Annotated in this window: 27 protein-coding genes; 13 read left to right on the plus strand and 14 right to left on the minus strand. The window is 67.0% G+C overall.

Going from position 1 to position 26,193, the window contains the following annotated elements; translation table 11 throughout:
• Positions 1–9 precede the first annotated feature (9 nt).
• Entirely contained in the window at positions 10–924 is a 915-nt protein-coding gene (locus tag ACRWNM_RS21350; protein WP_431970010.1) for a D-alanyl-D-alanine carboxypeptidase family protein, read from the plus strand.
• Between the two features lie 59 nt (positions 925–983).
• On the opposite strand, the gene ACRWNM_RS21355 is transcribed toward ACRWNM_RS21350, so the two are convergent.
• Positions 984–1,565 carry a hypothetical protein gene (locus tag ACRWNM_RS21355; RefSeq protein WP_431969819.1) on the minus strand — a complete coding sequence of 194 codons (582 nt, stop codon included), beginning with the start codon at positions 1,563–1,565 and terminating at the stop codon, positions 984–986.
• Positions 1,566–1,771: 206 nt separating this feature from the next.
• Here ACRWNM_RS21355 and ACRWNM_RS21360 point away from each other — a divergent pair, with 206 nt between their 5' ends.
• Positions 1,772–2,149, plus strand: a complete 378-nt coding sequence (locus tag ACRWNM_RS21360) for a hypothetical protein (RefSeq protein WP_431969820.1) — start codon at positions 1,772–1,774, stop codon at positions 2,147–2,149.
• A gap of 207 nt (positions 2,150–2,356) precedes the next feature.
• Here the strand turns inward: ACRWNM_RS21360 and ACRWNM_RS21365 are convergent, their stop codons facing one another.
• Positions 2,357–3,148 carry a hypothetical protein gene (locus ACRWNM_RS21365; RefSeq protein ID WP_431969821.1) on the minus strand — a complete coding sequence of 264 codons (792 nt, stop codon included), beginning with the start codon at positions 3,146–3,148 and terminating at the stop codon, positions 2,357–2,359.
• A gap of 335 nt (positions 3,149–3,483) precedes the next feature.
• Here ACRWNM_RS21365 and ACRWNM_RS21370 point away from each other — a divergent pair, with 335 nt between their 5' ends.
• Together ACRWNM_RS21370 and ACRWNM_RS21375 are read left to right on the plus strand one after the other, a co-directional pair.
• Complete coding sequence (locus ACRWNM_RS21370) at positions 3,484–4,371, plus strand: hypothetical protein (protein WP_431969822.1); 888 nt, start codon at positions 3,484–3,486, stop codon at positions 4,369–4,371.
• An 82-nt stretch (positions 4,372–4,453) separates the two neighbouring features.
• The gene (locus tag ACRWNM_RS21375) at positions 4,454–5,083 is read left to right on the plus strand and encodes a TetR/AcrR family transcriptional regulator (protein WP_431969823.1); all 630 of its coding nucleotides are present in this window, start codon (positions 4,454–4,456) and stop codon (positions 5,081–5,083) included.
• 154 nt (positions 5,084–5,237) lie between these two features.
• Here ACRWNM_RS21375 and ACRWNM_RS21380 read toward each other — a convergent pair whose 3' ends face one another.
• Entirely contained in the window at positions 5,238–5,891 is a 654-nt protein-coding gene (locus ACRWNM_RS21380; RefSeq protein WP_431969824.1) for a CoA transferase subunit B, read from the minus strand.
• Positions 5,888–6,634 (minus strand): CoA transferase subunit A, encoded by a 747-nt coding sequence (locus ACRWNM_RS21385; RefSeq protein ID WP_431970011.1) that lies wholly within the window; start codon positions 6,632–6,634, stop codon positions 5,888–5,890. Before ACRWNM_RS21385 ends, ACRWNM_RS21380 begins: the two co-directional genes overlap by 4 nt.
• Before the next feature lie 79 nt (positions 6,635–6,713).
• On the opposite strand from ACRWNM_RS21385, the gene ACRWNM_RS21390 reads away from it, so the two are divergent.
• On the plus strand, positions 6,714–7,493 hold the full coding sequence (locus tag ACRWNM_RS21390) for an IclR family transcriptional regulator domain-containing protein (protein WP_431969825.1): 780 nt from the start codon (positions 6,714–6,716) through the stop codon (positions 7,491–7,493).
• Between the two features lie 27 nt (positions 7,494–7,520).
• On the opposite strand, the gene ACRWNM_RS21395 is transcribed toward ACRWNM_RS21390, so the two are convergent.
• Positions 7,521–8,297: a helix-turn-helix domain-containing protein gene (locus tag ACRWNM_RS21395; protein WP_431969826.1), complete on the minus strand. Its 777-nt coding sequence runs from the start codon at positions 8,295–8,297 to the stop codon at positions 7,521–7,523.
• Positions 8,298–8,693: 396 nt separating this feature from the next.
• On the opposite strand from ACRWNM_RS21395, the gene ACRWNM_RS21400 reads away from it, so the two are divergent.
• The 6 genes from ACRWNM_RS21400 (at position 8,694) to ACRWNM_RS21425 (ending at position 14,601) form a co-directional block, all read left to right on the plus strand.
• On the plus strand, positions 8,694–9,584 hold the full coding sequence (locus ACRWNM_RS21400) for an NAD(P)-dependent oxidoreductase (RefSeq protein WP_431969827.1): 891 nt from the start codon (positions 8,694–8,696) through the stop codon (positions 9,582–9,584).
• Positions 9,581–9,988, plus strand: a complete 408-nt coding sequence (locus tag ACRWNM_RS21405) for a nuclear transport factor 2 family protein (protein ID WP_431969828.1) — start codon at positions 9,581–9,583, stop codon at positions 9,986–9,988. The genes ACRWNM_RS21400 and ACRWNM_RS21405 overlap by 4 nt, the downstream gene beginning before the upstream one ends.
• Positions 9,985–11,055 (plus strand): maleylacetate reductase, encoded by a 1,071-nt coding sequence (locus ACRWNM_RS21410; protein ID WP_431969829.1) that lies wholly within the window; start codon positions 9,985–9,987, stop codon positions 11,053–11,055. Before ACRWNM_RS21405 ends, ACRWNM_RS21410 begins: the two co-directional genes overlap by 4 nt.
• Positions 11,052–11,936, plus strand: a complete 885-nt coding sequence (locus tag ACRWNM_RS21415) for a dioxygenase (protein ID WP_431969830.1) — start codon at positions 11,052–11,054, stop codon at positions 11,934–11,936. Before ACRWNM_RS21410 ends, ACRWNM_RS21415 begins: the two co-directional genes overlap by 4 nt.
• 292 nt (positions 11,937–12,228) lie before the next feature.
• Positions 12,229–13,461, plus strand: a complete 1,233-nt coding sequence (locus ACRWNM_RS21420) for an MFS transporter (RefSeq protein ID WP_431969831.1) — start codon at positions 12,229–12,231, stop codon at positions 13,459–13,461.
• Between the two features lie 87 nt (positions 13,462–13,548).
• Positions 13,549–14,601 (plus strand): zinc-dependent alcohol dehydrogenase, encoded by a 1,053-nt coding sequence (locus ACRWNM_RS21425; protein ID WP_431970012.1) that lies wholly within the window; start codon positions 13,549–13,551, stop codon positions 14,599–14,601.
• Between the two features lie 138 nt (positions 14,602–14,739).
• Here the strand turns inward: ACRWNM_RS21425 and ACRWNM_RS21430 are convergent, their stop codons facing one another.
• Positions 14,740–15,363: a hypothetical protein gene (locus ACRWNM_RS21430; RefSeq protein WP_431969832.1), complete on the minus strand. Its 624-nt coding sequence runs from the start codon at positions 15,361–15,363 to the stop codon at positions 14,740–14,742.
• Positions 15,360–15,923, minus strand: a complete 564-nt coding sequence (locus ACRWNM_RS21435; RefSeq protein ID WP_431969833.1) for a hypothetical protein — start codon at positions 15,921–15,923, stop codon at positions 15,360–15,362. The genes ACRWNM_RS21430 and ACRWNM_RS21435 overlap by 4 nt, the downstream gene beginning before the upstream one ends.
• 382 nt (positions 15,924–16,305) lie before the next feature.
• Here ACRWNM_RS21435 and ACRWNM_RS21440 point away from each other — a divergent pair, with 382 nt between their 5' ends.
• Positions 16,306–16,950: a TetR/AcrR family transcriptional regulator gene (locus ACRWNM_RS21440; RefSeq protein ID WP_431969834.1), complete on the plus strand. Its 645-nt coding sequence runs from the start codon at positions 16,306–16,308 to the stop codon at positions 16,948–16,950.
• A 755-nt stretch (positions 16,951–17,705) separates the two neighbouring features.
• The gene (locus ACRWNM_RS21445) at positions 17,706–18,467 is read left to right on the plus strand and encodes a hypothetical protein (protein WP_431969835.1); all 762 of its coding nucleotides are present in this window, start codon (positions 17,706–17,708) and stop codon (positions 18,465–18,467) included.
• A 134-nt stretch (positions 18,468–18,601) separates the two neighbouring features.
• On the opposite strand, the gene ACRWNM_RS21450 is transcribed toward ACRWNM_RS21445, so the two are convergent.
• The 7 genes from ACRWNM_RS21450 to ACRWNM_RS21480 all read right to left on the minus strand — a co-directional run bounded on the left by ACRWNM_RS21450 (position 18,602) and on the right by ACRWNM_RS21480 (position 26,099).
• Positions 18,602–19,066 carry a nitroreductase/quinone reductase family protein gene (locus ACRWNM_RS21450; RefSeq protein ID WP_431969836.1) on the minus strand — a complete coding sequence of 155 codons (465 nt, stop codon included), beginning with the start codon at positions 19,064–19,066 and terminating at the stop codon, positions 18,602–18,604.
• A gap of 29 nt (positions 19,067–19,095) precedes the next feature.
• A complete protein-coding gene (locus tag ACRWNM_RS21455; protein ID WP_431969837.1) occupies positions 19,096–19,509 on the minus strand; it encodes a PPOX class F420-dependent oxidoreductase in 414 nt (137 codons plus the stop codon).
• A 166-nt stretch (positions 19,510–19,675) separates the two neighbouring features.
• Entirely contained in the window at positions 19,676–21,241 is a 1,566-nt protein-coding gene (locus tag ACRWNM_RS21460) for an alpha/beta hydrolase (RefSeq protein WP_431969838.1), read from the minus strand.
• Between the two features lie 133 nt (positions 21,242–21,374).
• Positions 21,375–21,935: a hypothetical protein gene (locus ACRWNM_RS21465; RefSeq protein WP_431969839.1), complete on the minus strand. Its 561-nt coding sequence runs from the start codon at positions 21,933–21,935 to the stop codon at positions 21,375–21,377.
• Between the two features lie 43 nt (positions 21,936–21,978).
• Complete coding sequence (locus tag ACRWNM_RS21470; protein ID WP_431969840.1) at positions 21,979–23,562, minus strand: succinic semialdehyde dehydrogenase; 1,584 nt, start codon at positions 23,560–23,562, stop codon at positions 21,979–21,981.
• 47 nt (positions 23,563–23,609) lie between these two features.
• Positions 23,610–24,527 carry an acetoacetate decarboxylase family protein gene (locus ACRWNM_RS21475; RefSeq protein ID WP_431969841.1) on the minus strand — a complete coding sequence of 306 codons (918 nt, stop codon included), beginning with the start codon at positions 24,525–24,527 and terminating at the stop codon, positions 23,610–23,612.
• Positions 24,528–24,812: 285 nt separating this feature from the next.
• Positions 24,813–26,099, minus strand: coding sequence for an NADH:flavin oxidoreductase/NADH oxidase family protein (locus ACRWNM_RS21480; RefSeq protein ID WP_431969842.1), 1,287 nt, complete (start codon positions 26,097–26,099; stop codon positions 24,813–24,815).
• Positions 26,100–26,193: the final 94 nt, after the last annotated feature.

Below are 26,193 nucleotides of genomic sequence, written 5' to 3' on the forward strand. Positions count from 1 at the left end.
ATGTGGGCCATGCGCAAATTTGCCCGATTATTGCAGGCTGTCATCGCCGGGGCGCTGGTCGTGGCAGTCAGCCATGGCGTCACGGCCGCCCCCGCCTCGAGCGTCCCCCATATTCAGTTGCCCTGGCTGGTTTCTGAGCCGGGCGGGGTGCAGGCGACGGGAGCGCAGCTGGCAGAAGGATTCACTGGCACGGCGCTCTGGTCGCGACAGGCGAACACCCCGATCCCGATAGCCAGCATCACCAAGGTGATGACGGCACTGGTCGTGGTCGACGCCGGCGACCTCGACCGGACTATTGCCGTGCCGCAAGAAGCCATCGCCTACTGCATCAGGCACGACGGAAGCACCGCAGGCCTGGTCCCCGGCGAGGTGCTCACCGCGCGACAGCTTCTCTACGCGTTGATGCTGCCGTCGGGCTGCGACGCCGCCTATACCCTTGCCGAGACCTACGGGCCCGGCCAAGACGGCTTCATCGCCAGAATGAACGACACCGCGCGTGGAATGGGCCTGGCGGGAACATATTTCACCGACCCCAGCGGACTGCCCGTCCCCACCGACCACTCCACCTACTCCACACCGGCGGACCTGGTGACCCTCGGACTGCGCGCGATGCGCCTGCCGGCGTTCCGCGAGATCGTCAGCTCGCAGAGCTATCACCTGCCCGCAGGCCCGGGCAACCGCGATCACCTCTGGCAGACCACGAACCTGCTGCTGGGCGACTATCCCGGCACCATCGGCATCAAAACCGGATGGACCGACGCCGCGGGAACCTGCCTGCTGTTCGAGACGGTCCGGGCGGGAATACCGCTGATCGGTGTGGTCCTGCACAGCTCACCCGGCAACGCCGTCACCGCAAAGGACGACGCCGAGCGCATGCTGAACTGGATCTACGACCCGATCCTGAGCGTGCTGCCGATCGGTTAGCGCCAGGTCTTCGCTTTGTCAGGTCGCCAGGCCGTCACCAACGTCATGACCCGCAACAGCTAGCTCACGTACTTGCCCAGGACGTTCTGCAATTCGATGAGGGTAGGACCCGTGTAGAGCTTCGGATTCTCACGATCCACGACCTCGAGAATCCCACATCCGGATGTATGGTCCCCACGAATCAATTCGCGGCCGACCTCGCGTCCTGTCTTGGCCTCGTATACGACAGCGTTGTACAGACCCCGATACTGTGGCACCTCGACCCCACCGGCGAATGCGCAGTCCCCCACGTACTCCCCGTTGTCATGTCCGCGCCCGAGGCACGCGATGAGCTGATAGCGCTTGGGATCGAACTCGTTCATCCACTCGGGTGGCTGCAGCGGTGTGTTCAGGATGGGACTTACCCCTCCCCTGGCATTTTCGTCGAACACCGCAATGGGATGCGGCCCAGGCCCACCGTAAGCGTCCAGTGCCGGAAAGAAGCCCCGCTTCGATAAACACGCATCCGCCAGATCCCCAATTCTCCGCACCGTGTCCGTGACGGCCGTCGGCGCCGGGGGGCTCGCTTCCTTCTGGCTACCGTCGATCACCGCACACGCTGACACCGCCGCCAACACCGACAGCGAAACAACCGCCGCCACGACCGAACCCCGCCCTCGACAAACCACGCGCCCCAACATAGCGCGGAGCCTACCGATTCATCTCGGCTCGGTTCGGCGCCGCCGACCAGACCACAGATCCCCCACTCGGTCCTTTCCCGGGTTCCTGGTGGGATCGGAGGGACTCCAGGTAAACCTGGTGGCAGTCGATGACTACGCCATCAGGGGAGGCACCGTTGGAATTCGATATGTCGAAGCTGACGCTGAGGGAACACGACTTCGTGGACGCCGCACTGGCCAGCTGGACCGGAGTGTCAGGCAGGGCACCGATCCCGGTGCGGGCATTAGGGTTTCCCGACCGTGACCGGTTCGACGATGAGACCGAAAGGCTTCGTCGCGCGGTACGCGAGCGCGCGACGCTGACCGAGGTAGAGACCGCGAGGGTGCTGTTCCTCATCGAACTGGCTTTCGGCAGTGACCTTTTCGGTGCCGGTGTGGAGTTCCACTTGGTCAGCGCGATCCGCGACGCCGAAGCAGTCGCGATCCCGCGTTCGCTGCAACGGAAGCTTTTCACCCGCGCGGGAGCCGAGGCGTTGTTCGAGCCCAAGCTCTACGCACCCGAATAAGCCCAAAGCAGCAGCGCCTCGCCGGTGGCAACCGAGCCGCATGACAGCGCCAGTGACTGCCCCGCGCGTGGTTTGAACCGCGGGCAACACGGCGGTGGTCGGGCGTCTACACCACCGCGATGGCGAACACGGCGGCGAAGGCGAGCGGTTCGTCTGCGCCGCCGAACCTTTCGCGCATCACTTCAGCCCGGTTTGCCGTCGCAGTCGTCACGATGTGGCCGCGACCGGGGCCGCCGCGATCATCCAATTGCTGAACTCGCAGGCCAGATGCCACTGGTGTTGGCGAATGAGTCTGGCGGGCGAGGTGCCCGGGAACTGCACGGTCAGCAGGGCATCGAGTGTGCCGTCGCGGTCGCGGAACTGGTGGCGGACCCCGCCGATGACCAGACCGTCGTCGAGGAGGGCTTGGCCCGCGATCTGGATCGGATAGCCGGGATCGATCGGGATGGTCAGGGTTTCGGTCCTGCCGTAGTCGACGACGAACCGCGACACCGCCGGTGATCCGCCGGTGGTTTCGACGACTTCCTGATGGCCGTCGGGCAGCCCGCGCAGCAGGTAGTGGTCCGGGCAGGCGTCGACCATGTCGGTTTCGGCGTTGGTCGCGGTCAGGTTGTCGAACCACGCGGCGAACCGCTCAGCGGAGTAGCCCGGAACTTCGAGGCGGGTGATGGAATGCTTGGTCCTCCCTCTGCTCATAGCGACACCGACCCGGACCATCCGCTCGGAAACCGCCAACTCGCGCCTGAGCATCGCGTAGACACCGGCATGACCCAACCGAATCTTCAGTGCCGTCAGCGCGGATCGCTGCACATCGAGAGGGGCGGCGAGCAGTTCGTCGATCGTATGGTCCGGCATGATCTCGGCCGTGCCGCGCGGCCCTAGGCGCGCGGCGAACTTCGCGAGCACCGCTGCGGCCCGAAGTGCTTCCCACGCCCGCACCTGTTCGCGCGAGACCCTGTCCGCACCCACGATCGCACGGATCTCGATGGACTCGACCACGGTGGTTCCTGCCTCTCCTGCGCCGGTGATCCGACATCGATGAACAGCTTCTCGAACAGTGGTTCCCCTTCGCCGAGGCGGCGATCGCGCCGCGACGCTCACCGCAAGGCGGAGAAGGTCACCATCAGAGTTAAAGCTAGTCTCAATTGCGTTAAGAATGCAGCACGCGCCGTACTAACGCAAGTTCTAATAGCCTTTGCTGCCGCGTAGCCGTTGACAGGGCCACGCACATCGCCCATGCTTCATTAACGCAAGTTCGACTGGCGTTAATTCTGTCACTGGTCCGTCCGTCGATTACGTGCACGGATAAGCAAGTACGCGAAGGGAATTGGTCAATGCTGACCAGAAGAAACTTCATCGTCCGCGCGGCCGGAGCAACGGCCGCCGCCACAGCGGCCGCGGCCTACGTCGGCGCGGGGCCTGCGGTCGCCTCCCCCGGTTCGCCGGTGACCGGAACTGGGTTGCGGACGTTCATCGACGGTGCGCTCGTCGACCAGTCCAGGGTCGCCGAGTGGGAACGCCAGCGCATTGCCGTCGCGGCGGCGCGGCTGTCGAAGGACTACGTCGGCGTGCTGCGTGGCGAGTTGGAGTCGCTCATCGGGCGCTACACGGTCTCGGTCGGCGACATCCCCGCCGCACGGTCGGCGCTGTCGCGAGCCCGTGCCCTGCTCGGCCCGGATGCGCTGCGGGAGCTGCTCGCCGGCGAGCTCGCCGCCTCCGATGCCGCCACGCGGGCCGCGCTCGCCGCCTCGGGTGGGCGATGGGCTGTGTCGGTCACCGAGATCGTCAGCGACCGCGGCAGCGCCGAGGGGTTCGTCGACTGGTTCACCAAGGCCAAAGACACCGACGACCGCGCCACCTGGACCGATGCGTGCCCGGACCACTACATCATCGTCACCGGCCCCGACGGTCGGCAGGAAGTCATCGAGGTGACCGGCGGCGCGATGCTGGCCAGCCGCTTCTTCGTCGACTACACCGACCGGGCGCGGGTGGCGGTGCCCGCCGACCCGGCCTACCCGCTGGTTGTCGCCGGAACCGCCTCGCTCGCCAGCGGAGAACTCATCGGCAGCGTCTGCCACCAGTTCCGCGACGAACCCGGCGGCGGGTTCCGCAGCCAGCTCAAAGTCGCCTTCCCCGCCGCGGTTCCGAGTCTGTACATCGCCGAACACCGGTGGCATCTGGCCTGCGAGTTCGGCAACTGGATCACCACGTACCTGCGCTGATCCGACCGATCGGCACACAACCTCCTACTCGCACGCCCGCACCGTTCGGCGCGCAACGCGCGCCGTCGAGTAGAACAGGGCCATGAACCAGCGCGGACGTGATCCCGAGAACGAGCAACCGGTAGCGCCCCCGGCTCCGCGCAAGCGGACCGGGGGACGCTCCGCCCGGGTGCGGGAAGCTGTGCTCGCCGCGACCCTCGACCAGGTCGCCGAACACGGCATCGAGGGCTTGACCATCGGCGACGTCGCCGCCCGGGCCGGTGTCGCCGAGACAACGATCTACCGGCGCTGGGGCACCCGCACGGCCCTGATCGCCGAGGCGGTCACCGAGCTGGCGGCCGTGGGCAACCCCGCCCCCGACACCGGCACGCTGCGCGGTGATCTCCAACAGCTCGCCGAGCAGATCTCGCATCTGATCTCCCGCCCCGGCATCGCGCGGCTGCTGGGCACCACCATCGCCCTGTCCACCGACCCGGACGTCGCCGCGGCACGCCACAGCTTCTGGAACGAGCGATTCGAACGGACCGCCCACGTCATTCGCCGAGCCGTCGACCGCGGCGAACTACCCGACGACGCCGACCCCCGCGAGTTTCTCGAAACCCTCTCCGCCCCTTTGTATTTCCGGCTATTGGTCGGCGACAGCCCCCTCGACGGCGCATTCATCGCCCGCTGCATCGACCACACCCTCACCCTTTACGGCAAGCCGGAATGACGAGCGACAACATGCCCCACCGCCGCGATGGACGAAGCGACTCCCCACCCCCTGCGTGATGCCCACACCCCCCTTCGGTGTGGGCATCACGTGTTGCGGTCACCGCAGCCCGGCACGGCAACGCGCGGTGCGAGCCCGAACCGACCGACCGATGTCAACAGACCGGTTCGACGTCTGCCGCGACCCGGAAGTCCGCTCCCGTGGCCTCTCGCACCTCGGATTCACTGACTCCCGGCGCGGTCTCGACCAGCACGAGCCCGTCGGGTCCGACATCCATCACCGCCATGTCGGTGATGATTCGGTGCACGCAGCGCATTCCGGTCAGCGGCAGAGTGCATCGGTCGACAATCTTCGGTTCGCCGCCGCGGGAGACGTGTTCCATCATCACGATGACCCGTTGTGCGCCGTGGACCAGGTCCATCGCGCCTCCCATGCCCTTGACCAGCTTGCCCGGAATCATCCAGTTCGCCAGGTCTCCCCGCGCGCTGACCTGCATGGCGCCGAGAACGGCGACATCGACGCAGCCGCCACGGATCATCCCGAAGGACTGCGCGGAGTCGAAATACGATGCACCCGGCACCACCGTGATCGTCTCCTTCCCGGCGTTGATCAGCTCGGGATCGAGTTCGGCTTCGGTCGGGTAGGGCCCGACGCCGAGAACTCCGTTCTCCGAATGCAAGACGACCGTGACATCGTCGGGTAGGTAGTTCGGAACCAAGGTCGGCATGCCGATGCCGAGGTTCACATACTGGCCGTCGCGCAACTCGGCAGCCACGCGCGCCGCCAGCTCCTGCCGTGTCCGTTTCATGCCCTTACCGTCCTGTTCTCGATGCCGACCTCGACCTTTCCGACGTGGACCACGCGCTGCACGTGGATGCCCTGCGTGTGCACATCGTCCGGGTCCAGCTCCCCCGGCTCCACCAGCGTCTCCACCTGAGCGATGGTGATGCGGCCTGCCGCGGCCGCAGGCGGATTGAAGTTTCGGGCGCTGCGGCGATACACGAGATTGCCGTGACGGTCGCCTTTCCAGGCGTGAACGAGTGCGAAGTCGGTGACGATCGCATGTTCCAGCACATAGGGAACCCCGCCGAAGTCCCGGGTTTCCTTCGGAGAACTCGCGAGGGCGATCCCACCGCCACCGTCATAACGCAGCGGAAGGCCACCGTCCGCGACTTGCGTGCCCACACCAGCGGGCGTGTAGAACGCCGGAATGCCTACGCCGCCGGCCCGCATCCGCTCGGCCAGCGTCCCCTGCGGCGTCAGCTCCACCTCGAGCTCGCCGGACAGGAACTGGCGTGCGAACTCGGCGTTCGCGCCGACATAGGAGCTCGTAGTGCGGCGGATCCGGCGAGCCTCCAGCAGCACGCCCAAACCGACACCGGCTGTCCCGCAGTTGTTGCTGACGACCTCCAGATTCGTGGCGCCTTGCGCGAGCACGGCATCGATCAGCGCCTGGGGGACGCCGACCAGCCCGAATCCGCCGACCGCCAGCGACGCACCGTCGTGAATATCAGCGACGGCTTCGGCCGCCGTCGCAAAGACTTTGTCCATCACGGCAGCGATGATAGACCGCGCGTTCGTTCTACGCACTATAGTTCGCATAGCGAACACATAGGAGGATTCGGCAGCCATGACAGAACCGTCGCCGGAATACGTGCAGTCCCTCGGACGCGGCTTGGCCGTCATCCGATCGTTCAACGCCAGGCATCCCCGGCGCACGCTGAGCGAGGTCGCCAAAGACACGGGCCTCACACGTGCGACGGCGCGGCGCTTCCTGCTGACCTTGATCGAGCTCGGCTACCTGCGCACCGACGGGTCGCAGTTCTGGCTCACCCCCAAGGTGCTCGAGCTCGGCTACAGCTTTCTGTCCAGCCTCTCCCTGCCCGATGTCGCAGGCCCGCACCTGGAAACCCTGGCAGAGCGGGTGCGCGAGTCGACCTCGGTGTCGATTCTGGACGGGACCGACATCGTCTACGTCGCACGGGTACCCGTCAGCCGCATCATGACCGTGTCGATCGACATCGGCACCCGCTTTCCGGCATTCGCCACCTCGATGGGTCGTGTCCTGCTGGCCGGGCTCGAACCCGAGGCGCTCGACCGGCACCTGGCCGAGGCCGAGCTCATACCGCTCACCGAGGCGACGATCACGACGCAACGGCAGCTTCGCGAAGAACTGGCGCGGGTACGCGCCGACGGTTACTGCGTCGTCGACCAAGAACTCGAGCAGGGGCTGCGGTCGATGGCCGCACCCATCCGCGACCAGACCGGCACCGTCGTTGCGGCGGTGAACATTTCCACCCAAGCGGCCCGCTACTCCCTCGGCGAGGTCCACGCCACGCTGATACCGGCCCTACTCGAGACAAGTGCCGCGATCGAGCTGGATCTGACCCGGATTCGGTCCAACACCTGACGCCCACCGAGCCTCTCGCGGCCAGACTCACTCGCTCCGGCGGGTTTCCGAACTCATGTCCTGGCGGTCCTGCTCGATACGAGCCGGCCCGGCTCCGAGCAGGTCCAGCACGTCGACGGCATTCGCCACGCGGGGCGATGATTCGGTCTCACCGAGTTGCGAAGCGACCCATGCGCGCGTGTGGACCAGATCGTGGCGACCGGACACGAACCACACTCCCCGCGCGGGCTCGTCGCCCTCGTTGACATACAGGTGCGGTCTGGTGGAGTCGAAGCACAGCGAGTCACCGGCGGCGATCGAGTAGCGGTCGAAGTCCAGCAGCAGCGTCAACTCACCGGAGAACAGGTAGGCGTACTCGGTTCCCTGGTGGCGCATCAGCATTCGGTCGACCGAGCTGGCGGCCCCCGGCTCGTAGGTCACCAGCAGGGCATCGACAGCGCCATGCGGATCGACGGCCAGCTTCTCCCACCGAACTCCGTTCGCCATCTCCAGAACAGGGTTGTCCGCGGCGCGCTGAACAACGCTGGACGGCTGGCTGGGGCCTGAGCGCTCGGATGATCCCGAGCCCGCGACGGGGGTCGGGGAGCCTTCGGCACGGCCGTGTCCGATGCCCAGCAGCTCGTCGAGTGAGACATCGAGGTGGGTGACCAGCGCGTACAACGTGCTCACCGACGGCTGGGACTTGCCGGTCTCGATCTGGGAGAGCTGGCTGGCCGAGATTCCCGCTGCCGCCGCCAGCCCCCGCAGACTCAGGCCACGCTCGAGGCGCGCCTGCCGCAATACCGACCCGATCCTGTCCTGCATCAGCGCACCCCTGTCCACATACACACCCGAGTATCAACTCTCAGTGAACAGTACCGGCCGCACGCGGTGAACAGCGAGGGCCGACGGTCAGCACGGCCCGGCATTCCCGCAACCATCAGCGGTTGACCTGGTCACGACACAAAGTGGCAGGAACAAATAGCGTTCCGCTATTCAATCATGTGTTCCGTGACAGTTGACACTCACGCGGAGCTGTTCCATTATACTGAACACATTGGTGGCCCCTACGGCCCGTTCCCGTCATCGACGACCTAGGAGACTCGTGTCCTCCCCGATTCCACGACTTCGCTCGACCTGTCCGCCTCCGCCTTCGGCGACTGCTCGTCGAGTTCGCCGGTTCGCCGATTCGCACTCGTCGGAGGCCGGTGAGGGGCAGCCGTGCTGATCGGATTCGCGGGACTGGGACGGATGGGCCGGCCGATGGCCGCGCACCTGGCACGGGCGGGCCACACCGTTCTCGCCTACGATCCCGCGGTCGAGCGAGCCCCAGAGGGAGTAACCGTTCTCTATTCGGTCGACGAACTCGCCGTGGTGCCTCTGTCGATCAGCATGCTGCCCGATGGCGAATCCACGCGCGCACTGGTCGTCGACGGCTTGCGCGAGGTGGCCGCCGGCCACCTGCACATCGTGATGGGCACTGTCGGCCCCGAAGTCGTGCGCGAACTGGCAGGCCGACCGCAGCTGGAACTGATCGACGCGCCGGTGTCGGGCAGTGTGTCGATGGCCGAAACCGCTGCCATCACAACGATGGTCGGCGCTACCCCCGAACAGTACGAGCGGGTTCGCCCAGTGCTGGCCGCGATGACCGCGGCCCAGTTCCACGCAGGCCCGGTCGGTTCGGGGTCGGCGGCCAAGCTCGCGGTCAACGCGGTGCTCGCCGGACTGAGTCAGGCTGTCGCAGAAGGACTTCTACTTGCCGAAGCGGGCGATCTCGATCTGGCGACCTTCTACGACATCCTGCGCAACAGCGCAGCGGGCGCCCCCTACGTCGGCTACAAACAGCAGGCGTATCTGGCGCCGGACGCCGCACCCGTCGCGGCGCCGGTGTCGCTCATCCGTAAGGACCTCGGCCTCGCCCTCGACCTCGCCCATCGACACGGGCTCACCCTGCCGGGATCCGAAGCCGCGCTCGCCGTGCTCGACGACGCCATCGCCGACGGGCTGGGCCAGGCGGACATGGCCCGAATTCTCACCGCGCTGCGCCGCCGCAGTCGTGCGCCACTTCGCGGAACCCTCTCCACCCCTCAGCAGACAGGAGCAAGCCGATGAGCGGCGAAACCACCACCGCCACAGCGGAGATCGAGTCGACCATTCGGTCGCTCGAGGACGAACGCTACGCCGCGGTGCTGGCAGGAGACATCGAACGGTTCGCCGCACTGGCCCACCCGTCCCTCGTCTACACCCACTCCAACGCCGATGTCGACACCCTCGACAGCTACCTCGACAAGCTCCGCTCGGGCCACTACGTCTATCACCGCATCGATCACCCGGTGACACGAATCGTCGTCGCGGACGACACCGCTGTCGTCCTCGGTGAGATGCACGCCGATATCACCGCGGGCGGAGTGCGCAAGCAGCTGGCCAACCGCGCACTGGCGGTGTGGGTGCGCGAAGGCGCCGGCTGGCTGCTCCTCGCCTACCAGCCGACGGTCATCCCGGGAGACATCCGATGACGACCTTCACCTACGACGGACTACCCGGTCGCGTCGTCTTCGGCGCAGGCGCCGCGCGCACCGAACTGCTCGGCGAGGTCGACCTTCTCGGAGCCGAACGTATTCTCCTCATCTCCTCCGGCCCGGAAGGCGAAACCGCGACGCGGCTGTGCGCCCCCTTCGCCGACCGGCTCATCGAGACCTTTTCTGGTGTGCGCCCACATGTTCCGGTGGACGTCGCCGAGCTCGCTCGTGAAGCAGCGGCCGAGGCCGACCTGGTGCTGTCCGTCGGAGGCGGCTCTACGACAGGAACAGCCAAGGCCGTCGCGCTGACCACCGCTCTGCCGATCATCGCCGTACCGACAACCTATGCGGGGTCGGAGGTCACGCCCGTGTGGGGAATGACCGACAAGGGCCGCAAGACCACGGGGACCGATCGACGGGTCCTGCCGAAGACAGTGGTCTACGACCCCGAGCTGACGTTGTCACTGCCCGTAGAGCTCTCCGCCGCCAGCGGCCTCAACGCGGTGGCGCACTGCGTCGAAGCGTTCTGGGCGCCCGGGCGCAATCCGGTGTCGAGCGCTGTCGCGGAAGACGGCATCCGCCACCTCGCCAACGGCTTGGCGACGATTGCCACCACGCCGACAGACCCCGCTACCCGCACCGAGCTACTACTCGGCGCCTACCTCGCTGGATCGGCATTCGCCGTGGCCGGCTCGGGGCTGCACCACAAGATCTGCCACGTCCTCGGCGGCGCGTTCGATCTGCCCCACGCGCAAACACACGCGATCGTCCTGCCGCATGTGCTGGCCTACAACGCCCCGAACGCACCCGAGGCCGCCGACCGGATCAGCCGTGCACTCGGCCGATCCGGCTTCGTCGACGGGCTGCGCGAAGTGGGCGAGAAGCTCGGCGTCCCGGCCGGGTTGCGCGACCTCGGCATGACCGAAGCCGATATCGAGGCCGTGATCGAAGACATCCTGGCGATTGCCCCGGCCGACAACCCCACCCCTGTCACACCAGCCGGTCTCCGCGCGATTCTGCACGCGGCATGGGCCGGATCCGACCTAGCAAGGCACACGCCATGACCACCGACCACATCGTCGCCGCCGACCGGGAACAAGCCGTCACCGAAGAAGTTCTCGCCAGCTTCGACGCCACGCCCGATCCCCGGCTGCGTGAGGTGATGCATAGCCTCGTACGGCACCTGCACGCCTTCGCCCGAGACGTCCGGCTCAGCGAACGCGAGTGGGAGACGGCGATCGAGTTCCTCACCCGCGCCGGGCATATCACCGACGAGCACCGCCAGGAGTTCATTCTGTTGTCCGACGTGCTCGGCCTGTCCATGCTGACCGTCGCCATCAACGAACCATCCGCACCCGGCGCCACCGAATCGACGGTGTTCGGTCCCTTCTTCGTCGACACGGCCCCCGAAGTACCGCTCGGTGGCGACATCGCTCGCGGCGCGTCCGGGATCCGCTGCTATGTGTCAGGCCAGGTTCGGTCGGTCACCGGAGAACCGATCGACGGAGCGCGCATCGAGGTATGGGAAGCCGACCAGGACGGCTTCTACGACGTCCAGTACCCCGACGGCCGCTCGGCAGGCCGCGGATGGCTGCGGTCGGGTGAGAACGGCGAGTACCGATTCTGGTCGGTGCTGCCCGCGCCGTACCCGATCCCGCACGACGGTCCGGTCGGAGACCTGCTGGCGGCGACCGCCCGCGGCCCGATGCGGCCTGCTCACCTCCATTTCATGGTCACCGCCTCCGGGTTCCGGACCCTGATCACGCACATCTTCGTCGCGGGCGACCCGTACCTCGGCTGTGACGCGGTCTTCGGGGTGAAGCAAGACCTTGTGGTCGAAGCAATCCACCACCTCGACGGCCCCGCCCCAGACGGGTCACATCCCGAAACAGGCTGGGCGAGCATCGCTTTCGACCTGATTCTCGCCACCCACGACGGTCGTTAGCACTTCGGTGCCGAACCGCACCGTTGCCGCGGGAAAGCGCAGCCGCCCGTAATCGGCTGTCCACCACGGCAATCGACAATTCCGCCGGGCAATTCCACAGCCCGGACACTCAGCCGACCGGAGCCTCCGAGGCCCGAATCGATCGGTGCCGCAGTCACTCACCGTCCAGTTCTCCACTGACGTGCCGCGACTCGATACCGGACCTGCCCCTGCGGGGAACCCCGTTCCCCGCGATCGAAGTTTCACTGCTGCAAGGGCATTCGCCGCAGCGGCTCACAATGGAGGTGCGACGATGCGACGTACTCGTTGGATCGTGCTCAGCGGGTGTTTCCTCGCCTACCTGTTCGATGCCCTGGAGATAGTTCTGCTGTCCATGGCGCTACCGACGATACGCAAGGACATGGGCCTTTCGGCCACCCAAGGTGGACTACTGGCCACCGCCACGCTGATCGGCATCGGCGTCAGCAGTGTCCTGGGCGGATACGTGGCCGACAACTTCGGGCGCAAGAAGGCGCTCATCGCCTCGCTGGTCACCTTCGGCGTCTTCACCGCGGCGATCGCCGTCGTGCCGAACTATGAAATGTTCCTGCTGCTGCGGTTCCTCGCCGGCATCGGGCTCGGCGCGGTGTGGAGTGTGGTCTCGGCGTATGTGGTCGAGACCTGGCCGGAGAAGAGCCGGGGTCGTGCGGCGGCGTTCGTGATCAGTGCCTTCCCTGCCGGTGGCGCGATGGCAGCCACCATTTCCGGCCAGTTCCTGCCCGACTGGCGCCTGATGTTCCTGGTGGCAGGCGCCGCCGTCGCGCTCCCGGTCCTCGTGGTCCTCATCTTTTTCACCGAATCCGCCCGCTGGGCAGCCCACAAGGCCGACAACACAGGCGATGTCGTCTCGGTCCGCGACGTCCTCGGCTCGTCGCTGCGCCGCAGGACACTGCTGGGTACCCTCATGGCGGCCCTGGCGCTGTTCGGCTACTGGGGTGCCACGACCTGGTTGCCCACCTACCTCACCACCGAGCGTGATCTGCCATCGAGCTCGGTAGCGGTGTTCATGACGATCCTGAACCTGGGAATGTTCGCCGGATACAACGGATTCGGCTTCCTCGCCGACCACATCGGCCGTCACCGGACGATCATCCTGACCTTGCTCGGGGTCTCGCTGACATTGCCGGTCTACGCGGTCACCACCCATCAGAGCACGCTGCTGTGGCTGGGTCCGCTGTTCGGCGTGTTCACCGCATTCTTCGGCCTGTTCGGCTCCTACCTGGGCGAACTGTTCCCGACGAGGGCTCGGGCCACAGGCGCCGGATTCTGTTTCAACGTCGGCCGCGGGGTGTCCGCGTTGGCGCCGTTCGCGCTCGCCGGCCTTGCCACCACCATCGGATTCAGCGGTGGGCTCCTCGTGTGCGCCGGGTTCTTCGCCCTCGCCGCACTGGTCGCGATGATGCTGCCCCGCACCGGAGCGACCACCGACAGCGTTGTCTCCGAACGCATCACCGATCCGCGAGACGGCGCGCCAACCACGGTGTGAGTCCCGTTCCCGGGCCGGTCGGCACGCCACGGCGCCGACCGGCCCGGTGCCGAACCAACCGAGAGGAAAACTCCTGTGCCACCGACGATGAAAGCCGCTGTGTACTACGGCGCCCGCGACATTCGGCTCGAAGAAGTAGACATCCCGACGCCTGGTGAAGGTGAGGCGCTCGTCCGAGTGTTGCGTTCGGGTATCTGCGGGACAGACGCTTCCGAATGGGTGGCCGGTCCGAGAATCTATCCCGTCGAACGCCGCCACCAACACAGCGGCCACCTCGGGCCCATCATTCCAGGCCACGAGTTCGTCGGTGAGATCGTCGAAGCCGACCCGGACTCCGAGCTCCCGCCGGGCAGCCTCGTCGCCAGTGGCGCCGGAGTCTGGTGCGGGACCTGCCGGAGATGCCGTGAAGGCCGAACGAACCAATGCGCGCGGTACAAGACGTTAGGACTCAACGTCGACGGCGGCATGGCCGAATACGTGGCGGTGCCCTCGAAAGCGTTGCGCCAGTTGCCCAGTGGTGTGCCCCTGGACCATGCCGGACTCGCGCAACCACTCGCGGTCGGCATCCACGCAGCCCGACGAGCCGGGGCACGCGACGGCGACCGTATCGTCGTCATCGGCGCCGGAGCCATCGGCTCGTTCGTCCTCGCAGGCCTCGCACACCTCGGCGACTTCGACATCACCGTCATCGACTTCCCCGGTAGCCGCCTCGAACGCGCGGCGCGGCTGGGAGCCGACCGCTGCCTCCCACCATCGCAGACCATCGCCGCCGAAGTCACCGACGCTCTCCGAGGCCGCAAACCCGATGTTGTCATCGAGGCGAGCGGCGCGCCGGGACAACTGGCGGCAGCGCTCGAGATGGTTGTCGATGGCGGCCGGGTGCAAGCCATCGGGATTCCCAAGGAGAAGCCCGCGCTCGACCTGCACTCGATGATCTTTCGCGAGATCACCCTCGACACCACACTCGCGCACGTCTGCGACAACGACCTGCCTGCCGCATTGCAAATCCTCGCCACCAGCCCGCTGCTGGGAAACGAATTCGCCGAGACACCAGTGGGACTCGACCACTTAGGCGCATCACTCGACCGACTCGCCGACGGCCAGGTGGAAGGCAAGATCCTCATCGACCCCGCCGCATGACCCCAGGCCGCAGGCTTCCGCGGGGCGCGTGAAGCGCTCCCGTTCGGCATCCCGCCGACCGCGCAGGGCCCGCAGCAGTTCGTCGAGATCCACAACACCGATCACTTCCTGGTGACCGATGTGGAGTCGCCCGTCCGGCTAGGCGCCCGTCGACAGCAACTGGTCGAAGAACTCCTTGTAGCCGCGCAGCGCCTGCCGGAGGTCTTCGGTGTCCGACGTGTCGCCGCGCCGCTCGTCGAGGTCGTGCTTGCGCTGCTGGCAGGTGGCGATCATCTGGTCCATGGTGCCGCTGACCAGGTCGTCGGCGCGGGCGACAGCGGTTTTCGGATCGTCGACGAAGGTGACCTGGACCTCCCGCCACTGCGTGCGCAGGCGATCGGAATCGGCTTCGGGGAGCAGCGGTACGGGCTGGCCGCCTGCGGCGGTCGCCTGCTCGGACGTCGCGGCGGTGCGCGACCCGGCGTACTCGACGCGTTCGGTGGCGGACTCCCCTGCCGCGGTGTCCGCACGCGCGGACTCCGGCGCGCGAGCGGGACGGTCCGCCTCGACCGTATCGCCGGTGCGCCGTGCTTCGGGGTCCGCGGTCCGCTCAGTGTCGTTCCGTGCCTCTGCGGATTCACCGACCCTCTCCGCGTCGGCCCCCTGGCGGCGGCCTGCCTCCGGCGCTCCCGCGCCGTACTTGTCATCCTGGGACTTCGAGCCGGTTTCCCCAGTTCTCGCCGTCCCGTCTCCGGGCAGTCGCCGCTCGGACTCGGTGCTCATGATTTCACGTCCTTGTTCTCCTGGCCGCCCACGCCGACCAGGTCTTGAAACAGTTCTCGGTAGTGCACGATGGCGGTGCGACGGTCCTCGGTGGACACCTCGGATTCCGCGGGTCGCGTCACGATCTCGTGCGCGGCGCGATAGTGACCCAGCGGAGCGGCGTGCTCTACGGACAGATCGGCGATCTGCTGCTCGTAGTTCTCCGTGGGGTAGCCACGCTCGGACATGATCGTGGTGACGAGGCGGTCGGCCTCGGTCAACGCCCCTGAGGGGTCGTCGATGAAACGCTCCTGCACCTCTACCCAGCGGGTGGTGTAGACCCGCTTCTCGTCGTCCGACAGTTCACGTAACCGCAGTTTCGCGTGCCTGCGCTCGCGTTCACTGAGTTCGCGCTCGGCGGCCTTGCGGTCTTCGCTTTCCTCGATCGTCCGGTCGTACTCGGGCCCGAACGTGCGACGTAGTCGCTGCCTGCGCAACATAGGCCACACCAGGAACGCGACAACAGCCGCGACGACGACAATGGCGATGACGACAATGATTACCCATACTGCAGTCGACATCCGAACCTCCTTGTCGAGCTCGTTCGCAGGGGTAATGCCTCCTGGCGGTGGTTCCAAACTCTCGAGCGTCAAGAGGCTCTCTGCCGCCCGGCGCCGTCAGCGGCGCGACGACGAGAACACACGGGCAAAGCCGTTGCGGCACAGCGCTGCTCGTCATTCGGGGGCGTTCGCGCAGCGGCGCGGCGATTGAGCACAGTTTTCACGGCGATTCGAGTTCGTGCCGTGATGCGCCGGTCCGCGCCGAAACAACCCGTCGAATCGGTGGGAACGCCGAGGCCGTATCCGGGCCGCACTTCGAGACACGCCCCGGCTGGCCGAATCGAGCCTCGGGCGGGTTTCGTTGCGCGGGGCCGGGTGAGTGGGCGCCAGTAAGCTGGCCGCCATGGATTCAGCACTCGAGCCGACGCCGAGCCCGTCCACGCGGGGACGTAGGACGCGCGGTATCAGCGGTGACGACCGCGAGCGCGCGATCCTGGCCGGGGCGGAGCGCCTGCTCGCCGAGCGGCCCCTGTCGGAAATCTCGGTGGACGATCTGGCCAGGAGCGCCGGGATCTCGCGGCCGACCTTCTACTTCTATTTCGCCTCCAAGGAGCAGGTGGTGCTGTCCCTGCTCGACAAGCTCGTCCAGGAAGCCAGGGAACGCCGCGGCGAGGCGCTGCTGTCTCTGGATCGCGGGGAGGAGCAGGGGTGGCGCGCGGCGATCGGCGCGTTCGTCGCCACTTTCGCCGCACACCGCTCCGCCGCCGCGGCGAGCGCGGCCGCGCTGTCCAGCAGCGCCGCGGTCCAGGAATTGTGGTCTCAGGTGATGGAGCAGTTCATCGAGGACGGGGTGGTGGCGATCGAGGCCGAACGCCGTCGCGGCGCCGCGCCCGAGGGGATTCCGGCACGGGATCTGGCGACCTCGCTGAGCTGGATGGTCGAACGAAATCTGTTCGCCACCTTCGGCAGTCAGGGTCCCGCCGTGGCGGAGGACCGGCTCCTCGACACCCTTGTCTCGATTTACATGCAAGCGGTGTACCAGCGCTGAAGCGCCGGTCACCGCGCTGACAGCGGCGGTTGTCGAGACACCCTCCTGCGGCTGCGGCGACAGGGCGAACACCGAGCACCCCGCGTTCGCGCGCTCCGTACCGGCGGCCGCCGGTCGCCTTTGCCGATGAAGTACGGCTGCCATGCCGAAAGCTGTCAGCGCCACTGCCGTGAGGCCGAACGGAGCGTAGGTCGCGGCGAAGGCGAGCTTGCGGCCGGACTCGACGTACAGATCGGGCGGGTCGGCGGCGAGCATCTCGATCGGGAGTCGCGTGAAGCGTTCGACGAGTGCGAACTCGACCACGCAGGCCACCCCCGCCAGCAGCGCACCGCATACGACGAGTACGCGCGAACTCGGAGCTCTCACGGCAGATTTGTCCTTTCGAAGCCGTCTCCACGAAGTGATCGGAGCCACTGTCGTCACGGCAAGTGACGACGACCACGGCGAGTCCCGACTTTAGATGCCGCCTTGACCTCAGTCAACGCTGTGTTGATAATCTCATCACAACGTTGAATCGAGACGGCCTTCCTCATCCGGGCACGCAGCGCTCATGCCGACTGCGGGCACACTGCGTGCCCTCGCTTTCCGGACGAACCCGTCCCCGCTGCCCCTCTCCCCGCCGAGAAAGACATCACCGTGACCCCGACCCACACCACCCCTCCCCCGTCGGCGCCCGATTCGCTGACGTGAACCGAAACCGCCGCACGAATCGCGTGAACACAATCCCGGCCGTTCGTCCCACCAAGGAGTCGACGATGACCAAGCCCCTCCGCACCACGTCGATGCTCGCGCCCGTGATGCTGCGCGGCGACCTGCCCCGCGACGTCGCAACCTCGTATTGGTCGACCCGCCACGCCGAGAAGGTCAGGAAACTTCCGCACCTGATCGAATACAACCAGCGACACTTCTCCACCGACGATCACGGTTACTGGCCTGCGAGCACGGGAGTCGGCACCGCCATCCCGCCGCAGTGGCGCCTCGACGGGTGCGCGGAGATCCGGTTCCGCAGCGCGATCGCCGTCCCGGCAACGGCAGCCCACGCCCGCGAGGTGTATCTCGACGAGCAGAACGTCTTCGCTCGTGTGCTCACCCAGCCCACGGCTCCCGGCGGCGGCCGTTGGTGGACAACGGGTTTCGACGACACCTGTCACCACCACGTGGCGCTGCTGCTGCGCCGTCGACGCGGAGTGCGTACGTCCGCCTTCCGCGAGTTCGTGCACGGCCGCATGGCGCCGTCCCTGCTCGACGCAGGGGCGCGCGACCTGCGCTCCTACGTCTTTCTGCCGTGGACCCGCCTGAGCGACGTCTCCCCTGGCGTCGGGCATCACAATCCTGTCGAACACCGCTACCACGGCGCGGTGCTCTTCGGCACCGACTCCCGCGCCGCCGTCAACGAGCTGCTGCGCAACTCAGCCGTGGCTGTCCTCGTCGCCGATCAGCACGCGGTCCTCACCGCTGTGCACGCCTACAGCCTCGAACGCTCGGTCCCGGTCATCCGCGCGAACTCGAATTCGTAGACCAGGATTGCCTTTTCGCGTGTCGGATCCCGACGAGGTCGAAATTCGAGCCGAGCACTCGGATCTCGTCGTCGACTCGGTCGCACCGCGCAGCACGTCGGTCACGAGGTTGCCGGCCACAGCCGGTGGATGGATCAGCTGGATCGGGGCGTGAGGCGAATGACCGGGATCTCGCGGTCGGTCTTTTCCTGGTATCCGGCGAATCGAGGTGCGGTAGTGGTGATCTGGCGCCATGCGTGCTCGTGTTCGGCGCCATGGAGTTGTTCGGCGGTCACTTCGAGGGTGCGGCCCCCGACGTCGATGCGGACCTTGTCGGGGTTCGCGGCGATGTTGTAGTACCAGGCGGGGTTGGCGGCGGCGCCTGCCGCCGAGGCCACGATGAGGTAGGCGCCGTTGTCGCCGGGGAACCAGGCCACCGGCGTGGAGCGCTCGGCGCCGGTTTTGCGGCCGAGTGTCGTGAGGACCAGGGCGTCCATGCCCATGAATTTGCCACCGCCCTTGCGGCGCAGGCGTTTTGCCATCAACTTGTTCATCCACACAGCGATCCGGCCGGAGGGCTGGCGGGCGCCGCGGGTGCCCGAAGGGGTGCCGAAGCTCATCGGGTTCTCACTTTCGTCGAGGTCAGCGGTCAGGCGGTCGCGGTGTGGACGGTGCGCTGCACCCGCACGTCCTCGTAGGTGAACGGGCGGCCTGCGAGGTTGAAGCTCCACGAAACGGTGGGCGTGATCCGCATGTAAGGGCCGGGACCGAACTGGCCTTGGCGCTGCACGAGTTCAGCGGTTCCGTAGACGCGCAGGTAGCGCGGGATCCACGGATCCGTCGACACCAGGTCGTCGATGACGACGGCGACCTTCGGGTTGCCGCGTTCGACATTGCGGTACTTGCGGCTCCGCACCGGGTCGTGGCCGCCGATGTAGATGTGCGTGCCGTCGAACTCGTAGCCCACCGGGACCACGTCGGGCTGCCCGTCGGGGTCGACGGTGGCAACCCTGGCGAGCCGCTGGGTCCGCAGGTAGTCGATCTCTTCTTCGGTAAACGACATCGCCGGGCTCCTTCCGATCGTCGGTCGTTGCCGTGCTGACCTGCGCAAAGATGCTCGAGACTGATGACAGTTCGTGACCTCAACTGTACGTGCACGACCTCACCCCGGTGCAGGCCGAACTGCCGTGTGTCCTGCTCGACGGCCCCGAACCGATGGCAGGCGCCGGTCAGTCGAAGGGCGACTTGTCCGCGACGCAGCTGGTGCCCGCCGGTGGCAGCCCGCCGGTGAACAGGTACTCCCGTTTGGTCCGCTCGGCGCAAGTGCTCGGCACGTACATGCTGCTGTGGCCCGCGCCTTCGATCACCACCACTTGGGCGTGGGCCAGTTGGGCGGCGCCTGCGTAAGCGCCGGGCAATGGGGTCGCGGGGTCGAATCTACTGTTGAGCACCAGGATCGGCGCGGCGGTCCGCCGGTTCCACGGTCCGGTGTATCGGTCGGCGTCGTGGCCGCGCCAGAAGGCACAGCCCGCGGTGCCGAATACCGCGACCCGCCCGAAATACGGCACCCGCAGATCTTCCGATACCGCCACGCGACTGTAGACGCCGGTGTCGGTCGGGACGACGCTGTCGGTGCACTGAATCGCGTGGTACGCCTCGGTGCGGTTACCCAAGTAGGACGCGCCGCGCGCGACCGGTAGCAGTCCCGCGACGGTGGTGCCCGCGTCGAACAACTTCTGGAGCAGCACCGCGAGGTCCGGGAAGGTGGACGGCTGCGAAAGACTGGCTGCGGCATTGACGATCGCCGAATACGTCCACGCCTGACCCTCCACCTTGATGGGTGCCAGTCGAGCACGCTCCGCGAGCACCGCCCACTTGATCCTCGGATCACCGGACGAGAACGCGCAGCGCGGCCCCGCCGCGGAACACTGCTGCAGGAATGCTTCGAAGGTAGCGGCGATGCCGTCTGCTACGCCCTGCCGGGTGTCCAGCGGAACGGTGGCGCCCTGCCCGTCGTGGCCGTTGACGTTGCCCTCGAAGTCCATCGATCCGTCGAACACCATCGCCCGCACCCGGTCGGGGAACATGTTCGCATAGATCGCGCCGAGCTGTGTGCCGTAGGAAATGCCGTGATAGGTGAGCTGCGGATCGCCGACGGCGCGGCGCAACAGTTCCAGATCCCGCGCGGTGTTGGCGGTCGAGGCGTGCTGCAGGATCGGTCCGGCCTGCTGCTCGCAGCGGTCGGCGAACTCCTTCGACCAATCGTAGAAAGGGCCCTCTTCGGCTGCGGTGGTAGGCATCTCGGCCATGGAGCCGAGGAATGCCGTTTGCTCGTCCACCGTCGGAAAACAGCGCGCCGCCGCGCTGCGTGCCACCGCTCGGGTGTCCCAGGAGACCACATCGAACCGCGACCGCAGCTCATCGGAGAACAGCCACGGCCACCGCGCCCGTTCCCGTAGGCGATCCACCCCGGACGGGCCGGGGCCGCCGAAGTTGACGAACAGGGTGCCGATGCGGTGACTCGGATCGGTAGCGGGCAGTTTGATCACCGCCAGCTCGATCGGGTCACGGTGCGGCTGATTGTAATCCAGCGGCACCTTCGCGGACGCGCACTGGAAGCCGTCCTTGCAGTCGGACCATTGCAGCGCCGGGGTGTCCGCCGTCTGGGCAAGGCGATCGTCGTAGGAGTCGATACCGTCCTCCGCCGACGCCGACACCGGGGCACCGAGCACACCGGCCCCGACCGCGAGCGCCAAGGCGGCACGCCGGATCCGGTGAGATCTTTTGGGTCCCAAGCGCAGATCCAATCGAAGGCCTCCTGTGCACAGATCTACGAACCGGGCGATCTTGCCATACGCCCGGCGGCGACTGCCACAAACGGAGATCTGGGACACACCTCGCGACATCCCGTCCGATCGGGTCCGCGCATCAGACCGGGGTGAGTCCGATTTCGGCGCAACCGTCGCGGAGGGTGTCGAAGCCGAAAGCTTCGACGGGTCCGACGACTCCGGCAGTGCGGGGTGGCGTGGTGGCGAGATGTTGTGCGGCCCAGGCCATGAGCTCCCCGGTCAAGCTGTACGCGCTCGGGCCTTCGACGTGGACTTCGGCCGGTGGGGCGGCATCGGAGGAGGCGACCGCGACGACGTGCGAGCAGGTGCGTGCGCGTTCGGCGGCGTCGGGACCGCCGGGGGGACCGATCATGGGGCGAGTGACGACGTCGAGCACCGTGCGGCCGAGAGGGATTCGCGTCGCGGCCGCGGTGATCGCCGACATCGCCGCGATGGGGCGGGCCAGGGCGGGGAACCAGCCGTTGTAGACGGTGACGGAGTCGAGGGTGGGAAAATCGGCGGGAAGGAACAGCACTTCGGTGCCGGAGACGAGAGTGGCGTTCCTGCGGCGGCCGCGGACCTCGAAGCCGTGGATCTTGGATCCGGTGCGTTCCTGGACGAGCCGGTGACGGTGCCAGCGCAGCACGATGCGTGCGGTCATCGGGTCTGTTCTCCTTCGGAAACAACAGGATGTGGCGGGCGCCTCAGCGAGCGCCGACTCTCTTCAGGACTTTCAGCGCGACGGTCAGGAATCCGGCCCAGGCTCGATGCGAGACGCCTTTCGGCGCGTTGAATCCCAGGATGCGTTGGTGGGCAACGGTTTGCGGCTCGGTGTATTTGAGGATGCCGTCGGCGCCGTGGCGACGACCGAGTCCCGAGTCACCCATGCCGCCCATCGGCGAGTCGATGCTTCCCCACGCGGCGGCGAAGGCGTCGTTGACGTTGACCGTGCCTGCGTGCAGGCGGGCAGCGACGGCCCGCCCCTTGGCGCCGTCGCGGGTCCAGACGCTGGCATTCAGACCGTACGGCGTGGCGTTGGCCCGGGCGATCGCATCGTCGACGTCGCGGTACGGGTAGATCGAGACGACCGGGCCGAAGGTCTCGTGCGCGTACAGCGTCATGTCGGGGGTGACGTCGGCGAGGATGGTCGGTTCGTAGAACAGCGGCCCGAGATCGGGTCGCGCCTTGCCGCCGGCGAGGACGGTCGCGCCCTTGGCGACGGCGTCCTCGACATGCGTTGTGACGGTGTCCAATTGGGTCTGGTTGGTGAGGCTGCCGACGTCGCGGCTGTAGTCGTACGCGGCACCGATCTGGAGTTTCTTGGTACGGGCGACGAACGCGGCGACGAATTCGTCGTGGATGGCCTCGGCGACGTACATGCGCTCGATGGAGACACAGAGCTGGCCGGTCGAGGGGAAGCACGCGGCGATCGCGCCGTCGGCGGCGCGATCGATGTCGGCGTCGTCGAGGACGAGCATGGCGTTCTTGCCGCCGAGTTCGAGCGATGACCCGATGAGGCGTTCGCCTGCGTCGCGTGCGATCTGGCGTCCGCTGGCGGTGGAGCCGGTGAACATCATGTAGTCGGCGTTGTCCATCAGCGCGCCGCCGATGGAACTGCCCCGGCCCACCACCATCTGCCACACACCGGCAGGCAACCCGGCTTGCTGCATCAGATCGAGTGCCCACAGCGCGGTGAGCGCGGTCTGGGTGTCCGGCTTCTGGACGACGGCGTTGCCTGCCATGAGCGCCGGAATCGCGTCGCCGGCGGCCATACTCAACGGATAGTTCCACGGTGAGATGACGGCAACGACGCCCTTGGGGTGGCGCAGTTCCGTGGTGTGGGTCAGCAGCGGGATCGCGCCGCGGCGGCGCGTGGGCGCGAGAAGCTTGCCTGCGCTGCGCGCGTAGTACCGAGCGGTGATCGCGATGTCGGTGACTTCGAGGAACGCGTCGCGTCGGGTCTTGCCGCTTTCGGCCTGCATCAGGTCCAGTACCTCGTTCTGATGCTCGAGTACGAGGTCGTGGAAACGCAGCATGATCTTCATTCGCTCACGCATGGACGTGGCGGCCCAGGCCCTCTGGGCGGCACGGGCCCGCGTGAACGCCGTCTCGACGTCCGCGGGCGTCGAGACCGGCAGGTCGGCCAGCGGGCCGCCGGTGTACGGGGCGGTGGTGGTGACTCGTACGGCGTCTGCTGCGGCGGTGACTCGTGTGGTCAGTCGCTCGATGCGGGCCGGGTTCACTGACGACGGCAGGCCGGAGCCGCGGACGGGCTCGATCACGGTCATCGCACTCTCCTTCGGTTGCTTGGTGTTTCCTGACCCCCCGTGTGTTCCTAGTTCCGGCTCGGGACCGAGGTGGGGACCGGCATGTGCAGGGCGAGTTGACCTTCGGTCATGACGTCGAGCCGAACGGTTTTCATCGGCTGGAGCGATCGCAGGTCGTCGGCCAAGCGGCCACGTCCGATCTGGAGGTCGAGTTTGCTCGGCAGGAGCGCACTTCCGGCCGACAGCACGTTCGTCTGGCTCAGGGTCGAGTGCCACGCACCGTTGATCGACGTGTACGAGGTGAGTGTCGAGACACGCTCGCCGGTCGGATACGCGGTCTGAGCGGGTGTGGCGACCGAGAGCGAGAGGTCTGTCTCGCCTGCGTCGTTGGCCACGCGTGCGACGGTTCGACCGGCATCGATCTCGACATCGAGCTCGGTGACCCACTTGGGGAAGCCGTAGCCGTCGTGGCCGCGCACCTGGGCGATATCGGAGCTGACCGGCAGGGACAGCACGTACGAATTGATGTGGTCGTTCTTCAGAGCGGAGACCAGGTCGACGAATCCGAGTCCGCCGTGCCGCGCCGGCCTGACGGCGATGCCGACGGCGGCTTCGGTGTAGAAGTCGATGTCGCACACGTCGTAGCGAAAGAACATGACCGAGACCAGTCCCAGGCCGGGCGCGATCTCCAGCGGCGCCAACTCTCTCGGCAGGCGAGCACGGATCGCGCGGGAGCGGGCGAGCATCGTGAGCCGGGCCGTCGAGATGCGGTAGTAGAAGTTCGGAGTGAGCGTGGGGCCGATCGGCGAGTCGACCTTCGCCTTGGGCAACCGCCGGAAGAAGTCGACGCTGCCGACGCGGGGATCGCGCACGACTTCGTCGAGATCGGTGTTCATCCGATACCGGTCGTACAGGCCACCTTTCGGAACTGTGACCGTGCGGCCACCCAGGTCGACCTCGACGGTGTCCTGATGGGTCGATGACATCGGTGTCTCTCCCTCGCTCTCATGTTTGCAGTGCAAACATGAGGTTAGCCGCGGATGTAAGCGCTGTCAACAATGCGAGGGTTGTGATCCAGGCCATGGGTTCAGCGACGCCTCCGGAGGGAGGACCGGAGGCGGTTCAGGCCGAAAGAATTGCTTGAAATGAGGAGCGCGCCCGGATGGTGTCTTGGGGCAATTCCTCCCGATTGGGCAACCCGGTCATCCGGCAACCGGCGAACGGCGACGTGCCGTTGGGCTTGGCCGCGGCCCGGATCGCCGACGCGTGGCTCAGAGCGCCGCCGCGCTCGGCTTCCGGGCCTCGTGCCGTTCCTTCGACGTGAGCCATCGCGAGTAACGACGTAGTGCGCGACCTTGCACCCGCTGATCCGCGATCAGCGCGAACACCGGGCCGACACCGAGCGCGGGGTTCTTCCCAGCGGCCATCCGGCGCATCTGGTAGCGGACACGCGCCATTTCGGCGAGGGACGCAAGCGGCTTGTCCGACCAGGTCACCGGTTTCAAGGTCCCGGCAGCCGCCAAACCCTCGCGCCAGCGGTTGGGCAGATCGGGAGTCGCCGCGAGCGCCGTTCCCATGCCGATCACGGCGACGTTGTTCGCCAGCACTCGCTCAGCGGTATCCGGGCGGGAGATCCCGCCTGTCAGCATCAGGGGTATCGCACTGGTTTCGGCCAGCTCTGTGGCCAGTTCCAGGAAGTACGCCTCCCGGGCTGCGGTGCGCCCATCGGCCGGGCGACCGGACATGGCAGGACTTTCGTAACTGCCGCCGGACACCTCGACGAGGTCCACGCCCAGCGACGCGAGCATCGCGATCACCTTGTGCGCGTCGTCGGCCTCGAAGCCACCGCGCTGGAAGTCCGCGGAATTCAGTTTCACCGCGACGGCGAAACTCGGCGACACCACGTCGCGGACGGCACGCACGATCTCGAGCAGCAGCCGCGCGCGGTTTTCCAGCGAGCCTCCCCACTCGTCGGTGCGAGTGTTGACCAGCGGAGACAGAAACTGCGACAGCAGATAGCCATGCGCGGCGTGGACCTCGACCCCGTCGAACCCGGCCAGCTCGGCCCGCTCCGCGGTGGTGACGAACCGAGCGATGGTGGCGTCGATCTGCTCAGGGGTCATCGCCACAGGTCGGCCGAACCGCTTGGAATGGCGGCCCACATCGACCGCGATATCCGAAGGCCCCCAGACGACTCCGGGCATCCGCGCCTGGACCTGCCGACCGGGGTGGCTGATCTGCATCCACATCGCCGCGCCCACGGTCTTACCGGCCTGCGCCCACGCCACGAACGGCTCCAGCGGCGAGTCGGCGTCCAGGACGATGCCGCCCGGTCCGGTCAGCGCTTCGGCGTGCACCATCACGTTTCCCGTGATCAACAGGCCCGCGCCTCCTGCGCCCCACCGTCGATACAGCGCGATCAGGCGATCGTCGGGCAGCTGCGCTCGCCCGGCCATCCCCTCTTCCATGGCCGCCTTGGCGATCCTGTTGCGCAATACCTGGCCGGACCGCAGCCGGAGAGGCGAGAACAACCCGTCCGACTCTGAACCGCTCGCCATGGGGAACTCCCTCCGATCACGAATGTTTGCAGTGCTCACATAATGAGCGCGGTGCTTACACTAGAGAAAGGTGTAAGCGATGTCAACACTTGTT

Source organism: Nocardia sp. bgisy134, from assembly GCF_965341865.1.
GTDB lineage: Bacteria > Actinomycetota > Actinomycetes > Mycobacteriales > Mycobacteriaceae > Nocardia.

Bases quoted from the DNA above. Each gene is read 5' to 3' on its own strand.
- ACRWNM_RS21370 (WP_431969822.1), top strand. From the start codon at position 3,484: ATGCTGACCAGAAGAAACTTCATCGTCCGCGCGGCCGGAGCAACGGCC.
- ACRWNM_RS21415 (WP_431969830.1), top strand. From the start codon at position 11,052: ATGACCACCGACCACATCGTCGCCGCCGACCGGGAACAAGCCGTCACC.
- ACRWNM_RS21390 (WP_431969825.1), top strand. From the start codon at position 6,714: ATGACAGAACCGTCGCCGGAATACGTGCAGTCCCTCGGACGCGGCTTG.
- ACRWNM_RS21440 (WP_431969834.1), top strand. From the start codon at position 16,306: ATGGATTCAGCACTCGAGCCGACGCCGAGCCCGTCCACGCGGGGACGT.
- ACRWNM_RS21380 (WP_431969824.1), bottom strand. From the start codon at position 5,891: ATGAAACGGACACGGCAGGAGCTGGCGGCGCGCGTGGCTGCCGAGTTG.
- ACRWNM_RS21455 (WP_431969837.1), bottom strand. From the start codon at position 19,509: ATGTCGTTTACCGAAGAAGAGATCGACTACCTGCGGACCCAGCGGCTC.
- ACRWNM_RS21410 (WP_431969829.1), top strand. From the start codon at position 9,985: ATGACGACCTTCACCTACGACGGACTACCCGGTCGCGTCGTCTTCGGC.
- ACRWNM_RS21465 (WP_431969839.1), bottom strand. From the start codon at position 21,935: ATGACCGCACGCATCGTGCTGCGCTGGCACCGTCACCGGCTCGTCCAG.
- ACRWNM_RS21450 (WP_431969836.1), bottom strand. From the start codon at position 19,066: ATGAGCTTCGGCACCCCTTCGGGCACCCGCGGCGCCCGCCAGCCCTCC.
- ACRWNM_RS21435 (WP_431969833.1), bottom strand. From the start codon at position 15,923: ATGTCGACTGCAGTATGGGTAATCATTGTCGTCATCGCCATTGTCGTC.
- ACRWNM_RS21470 (WP_431969840.1), bottom strand. From the start codon at position 23,562: ATGACCGTGATCGAGCCCGTCCGCGGCTCCGGCCTGCCGTCGTCAGTG.
- ACRWNM_RS21395 (WP_431969826.1), bottom strand. From the start codon at position 8,297: ATGCAGGACAGGATCGGGTCGGTATTGCGGCAGGCGCGCCTCGAGCGT.
- ACRWNM_RS21445 (WP_431969835.1), top strand. From the start codon at position 17,706: ATGACCAAGCCCCTCCGCACCACGTCGATGCTCGCGCCCGTGATGCTG.
- ACRWNM_RS21475 (WP_431969841.1), bottom strand. From the start codon at position 24,527: ATGTCATCGACCCATCAGGACACCGTCGAGGTCGACCTGGGTGGCCGC.
- ACRWNM_RS21430 (WP_431969832.1), bottom strand. From the start codon at position 15,363: ATGAGCACCGAGTCCGAGCGGCGACTGCCCGGAGACGGGACGGCGAGA.
- ACRWNM_RS21420 (WP_431969831.1), top strand. From the start codon at position 12,229: ATGCGACGTACTCGTTGGATCGTGCTCAGCGGGTGTTTCCTCGCCTAC.
- ACRWNM_RS21425 (WP_431970012.1), top strand. From the start codon at position 13,549: ATGAAAGCCGCTGTGTACTACGGCGCCCGCGACATTCGGCTCGAAGAA.
- ACRWNM_RS21375 (WP_431969823.1), top strand. From the start codon at position 4,454: ATGAACCAGCGCGGACGTGATCCCGAGAACGAGCAACCGGTAGCGCCC.
- ACRWNM_RS21480 (WP_431969842.1), bottom strand. From the start codon at position 26,099: ATGGCGAGCGGTTCAGAGTCGGACGGGTTGTTCTCGCCTCTCCGGCTG.
- ACRWNM_RS21350 (WP_431970010.1), top strand. From the start codon at position 10: ATGCGCAAATTTGCCCGATTATTGCAGGCTGTCATCGCCGGGGCGCTG.
- ACRWNM_RS21385 (WP_431970011.1), bottom strand. From the start codon at position 6,634: ATGGACAAAGTCTTTGCGACGGCGGCCGAAGCCGTCGCTGATATTCAC.
- ACRWNM_RS21360 (WP_431969820.1), top strand. From the start codon at position 1,772: ATGTCGAAGCTGACGCTGAGGGAACACGACTTCGTGGACGCCGCACTG.
- ACRWNM_RS21405 (WP_431969828.1), top strand. From the start codon at position 9,581: ATGAGCGGCGAAACCACCACCGCCACAGCGGAGATCGAGTCGACCATT.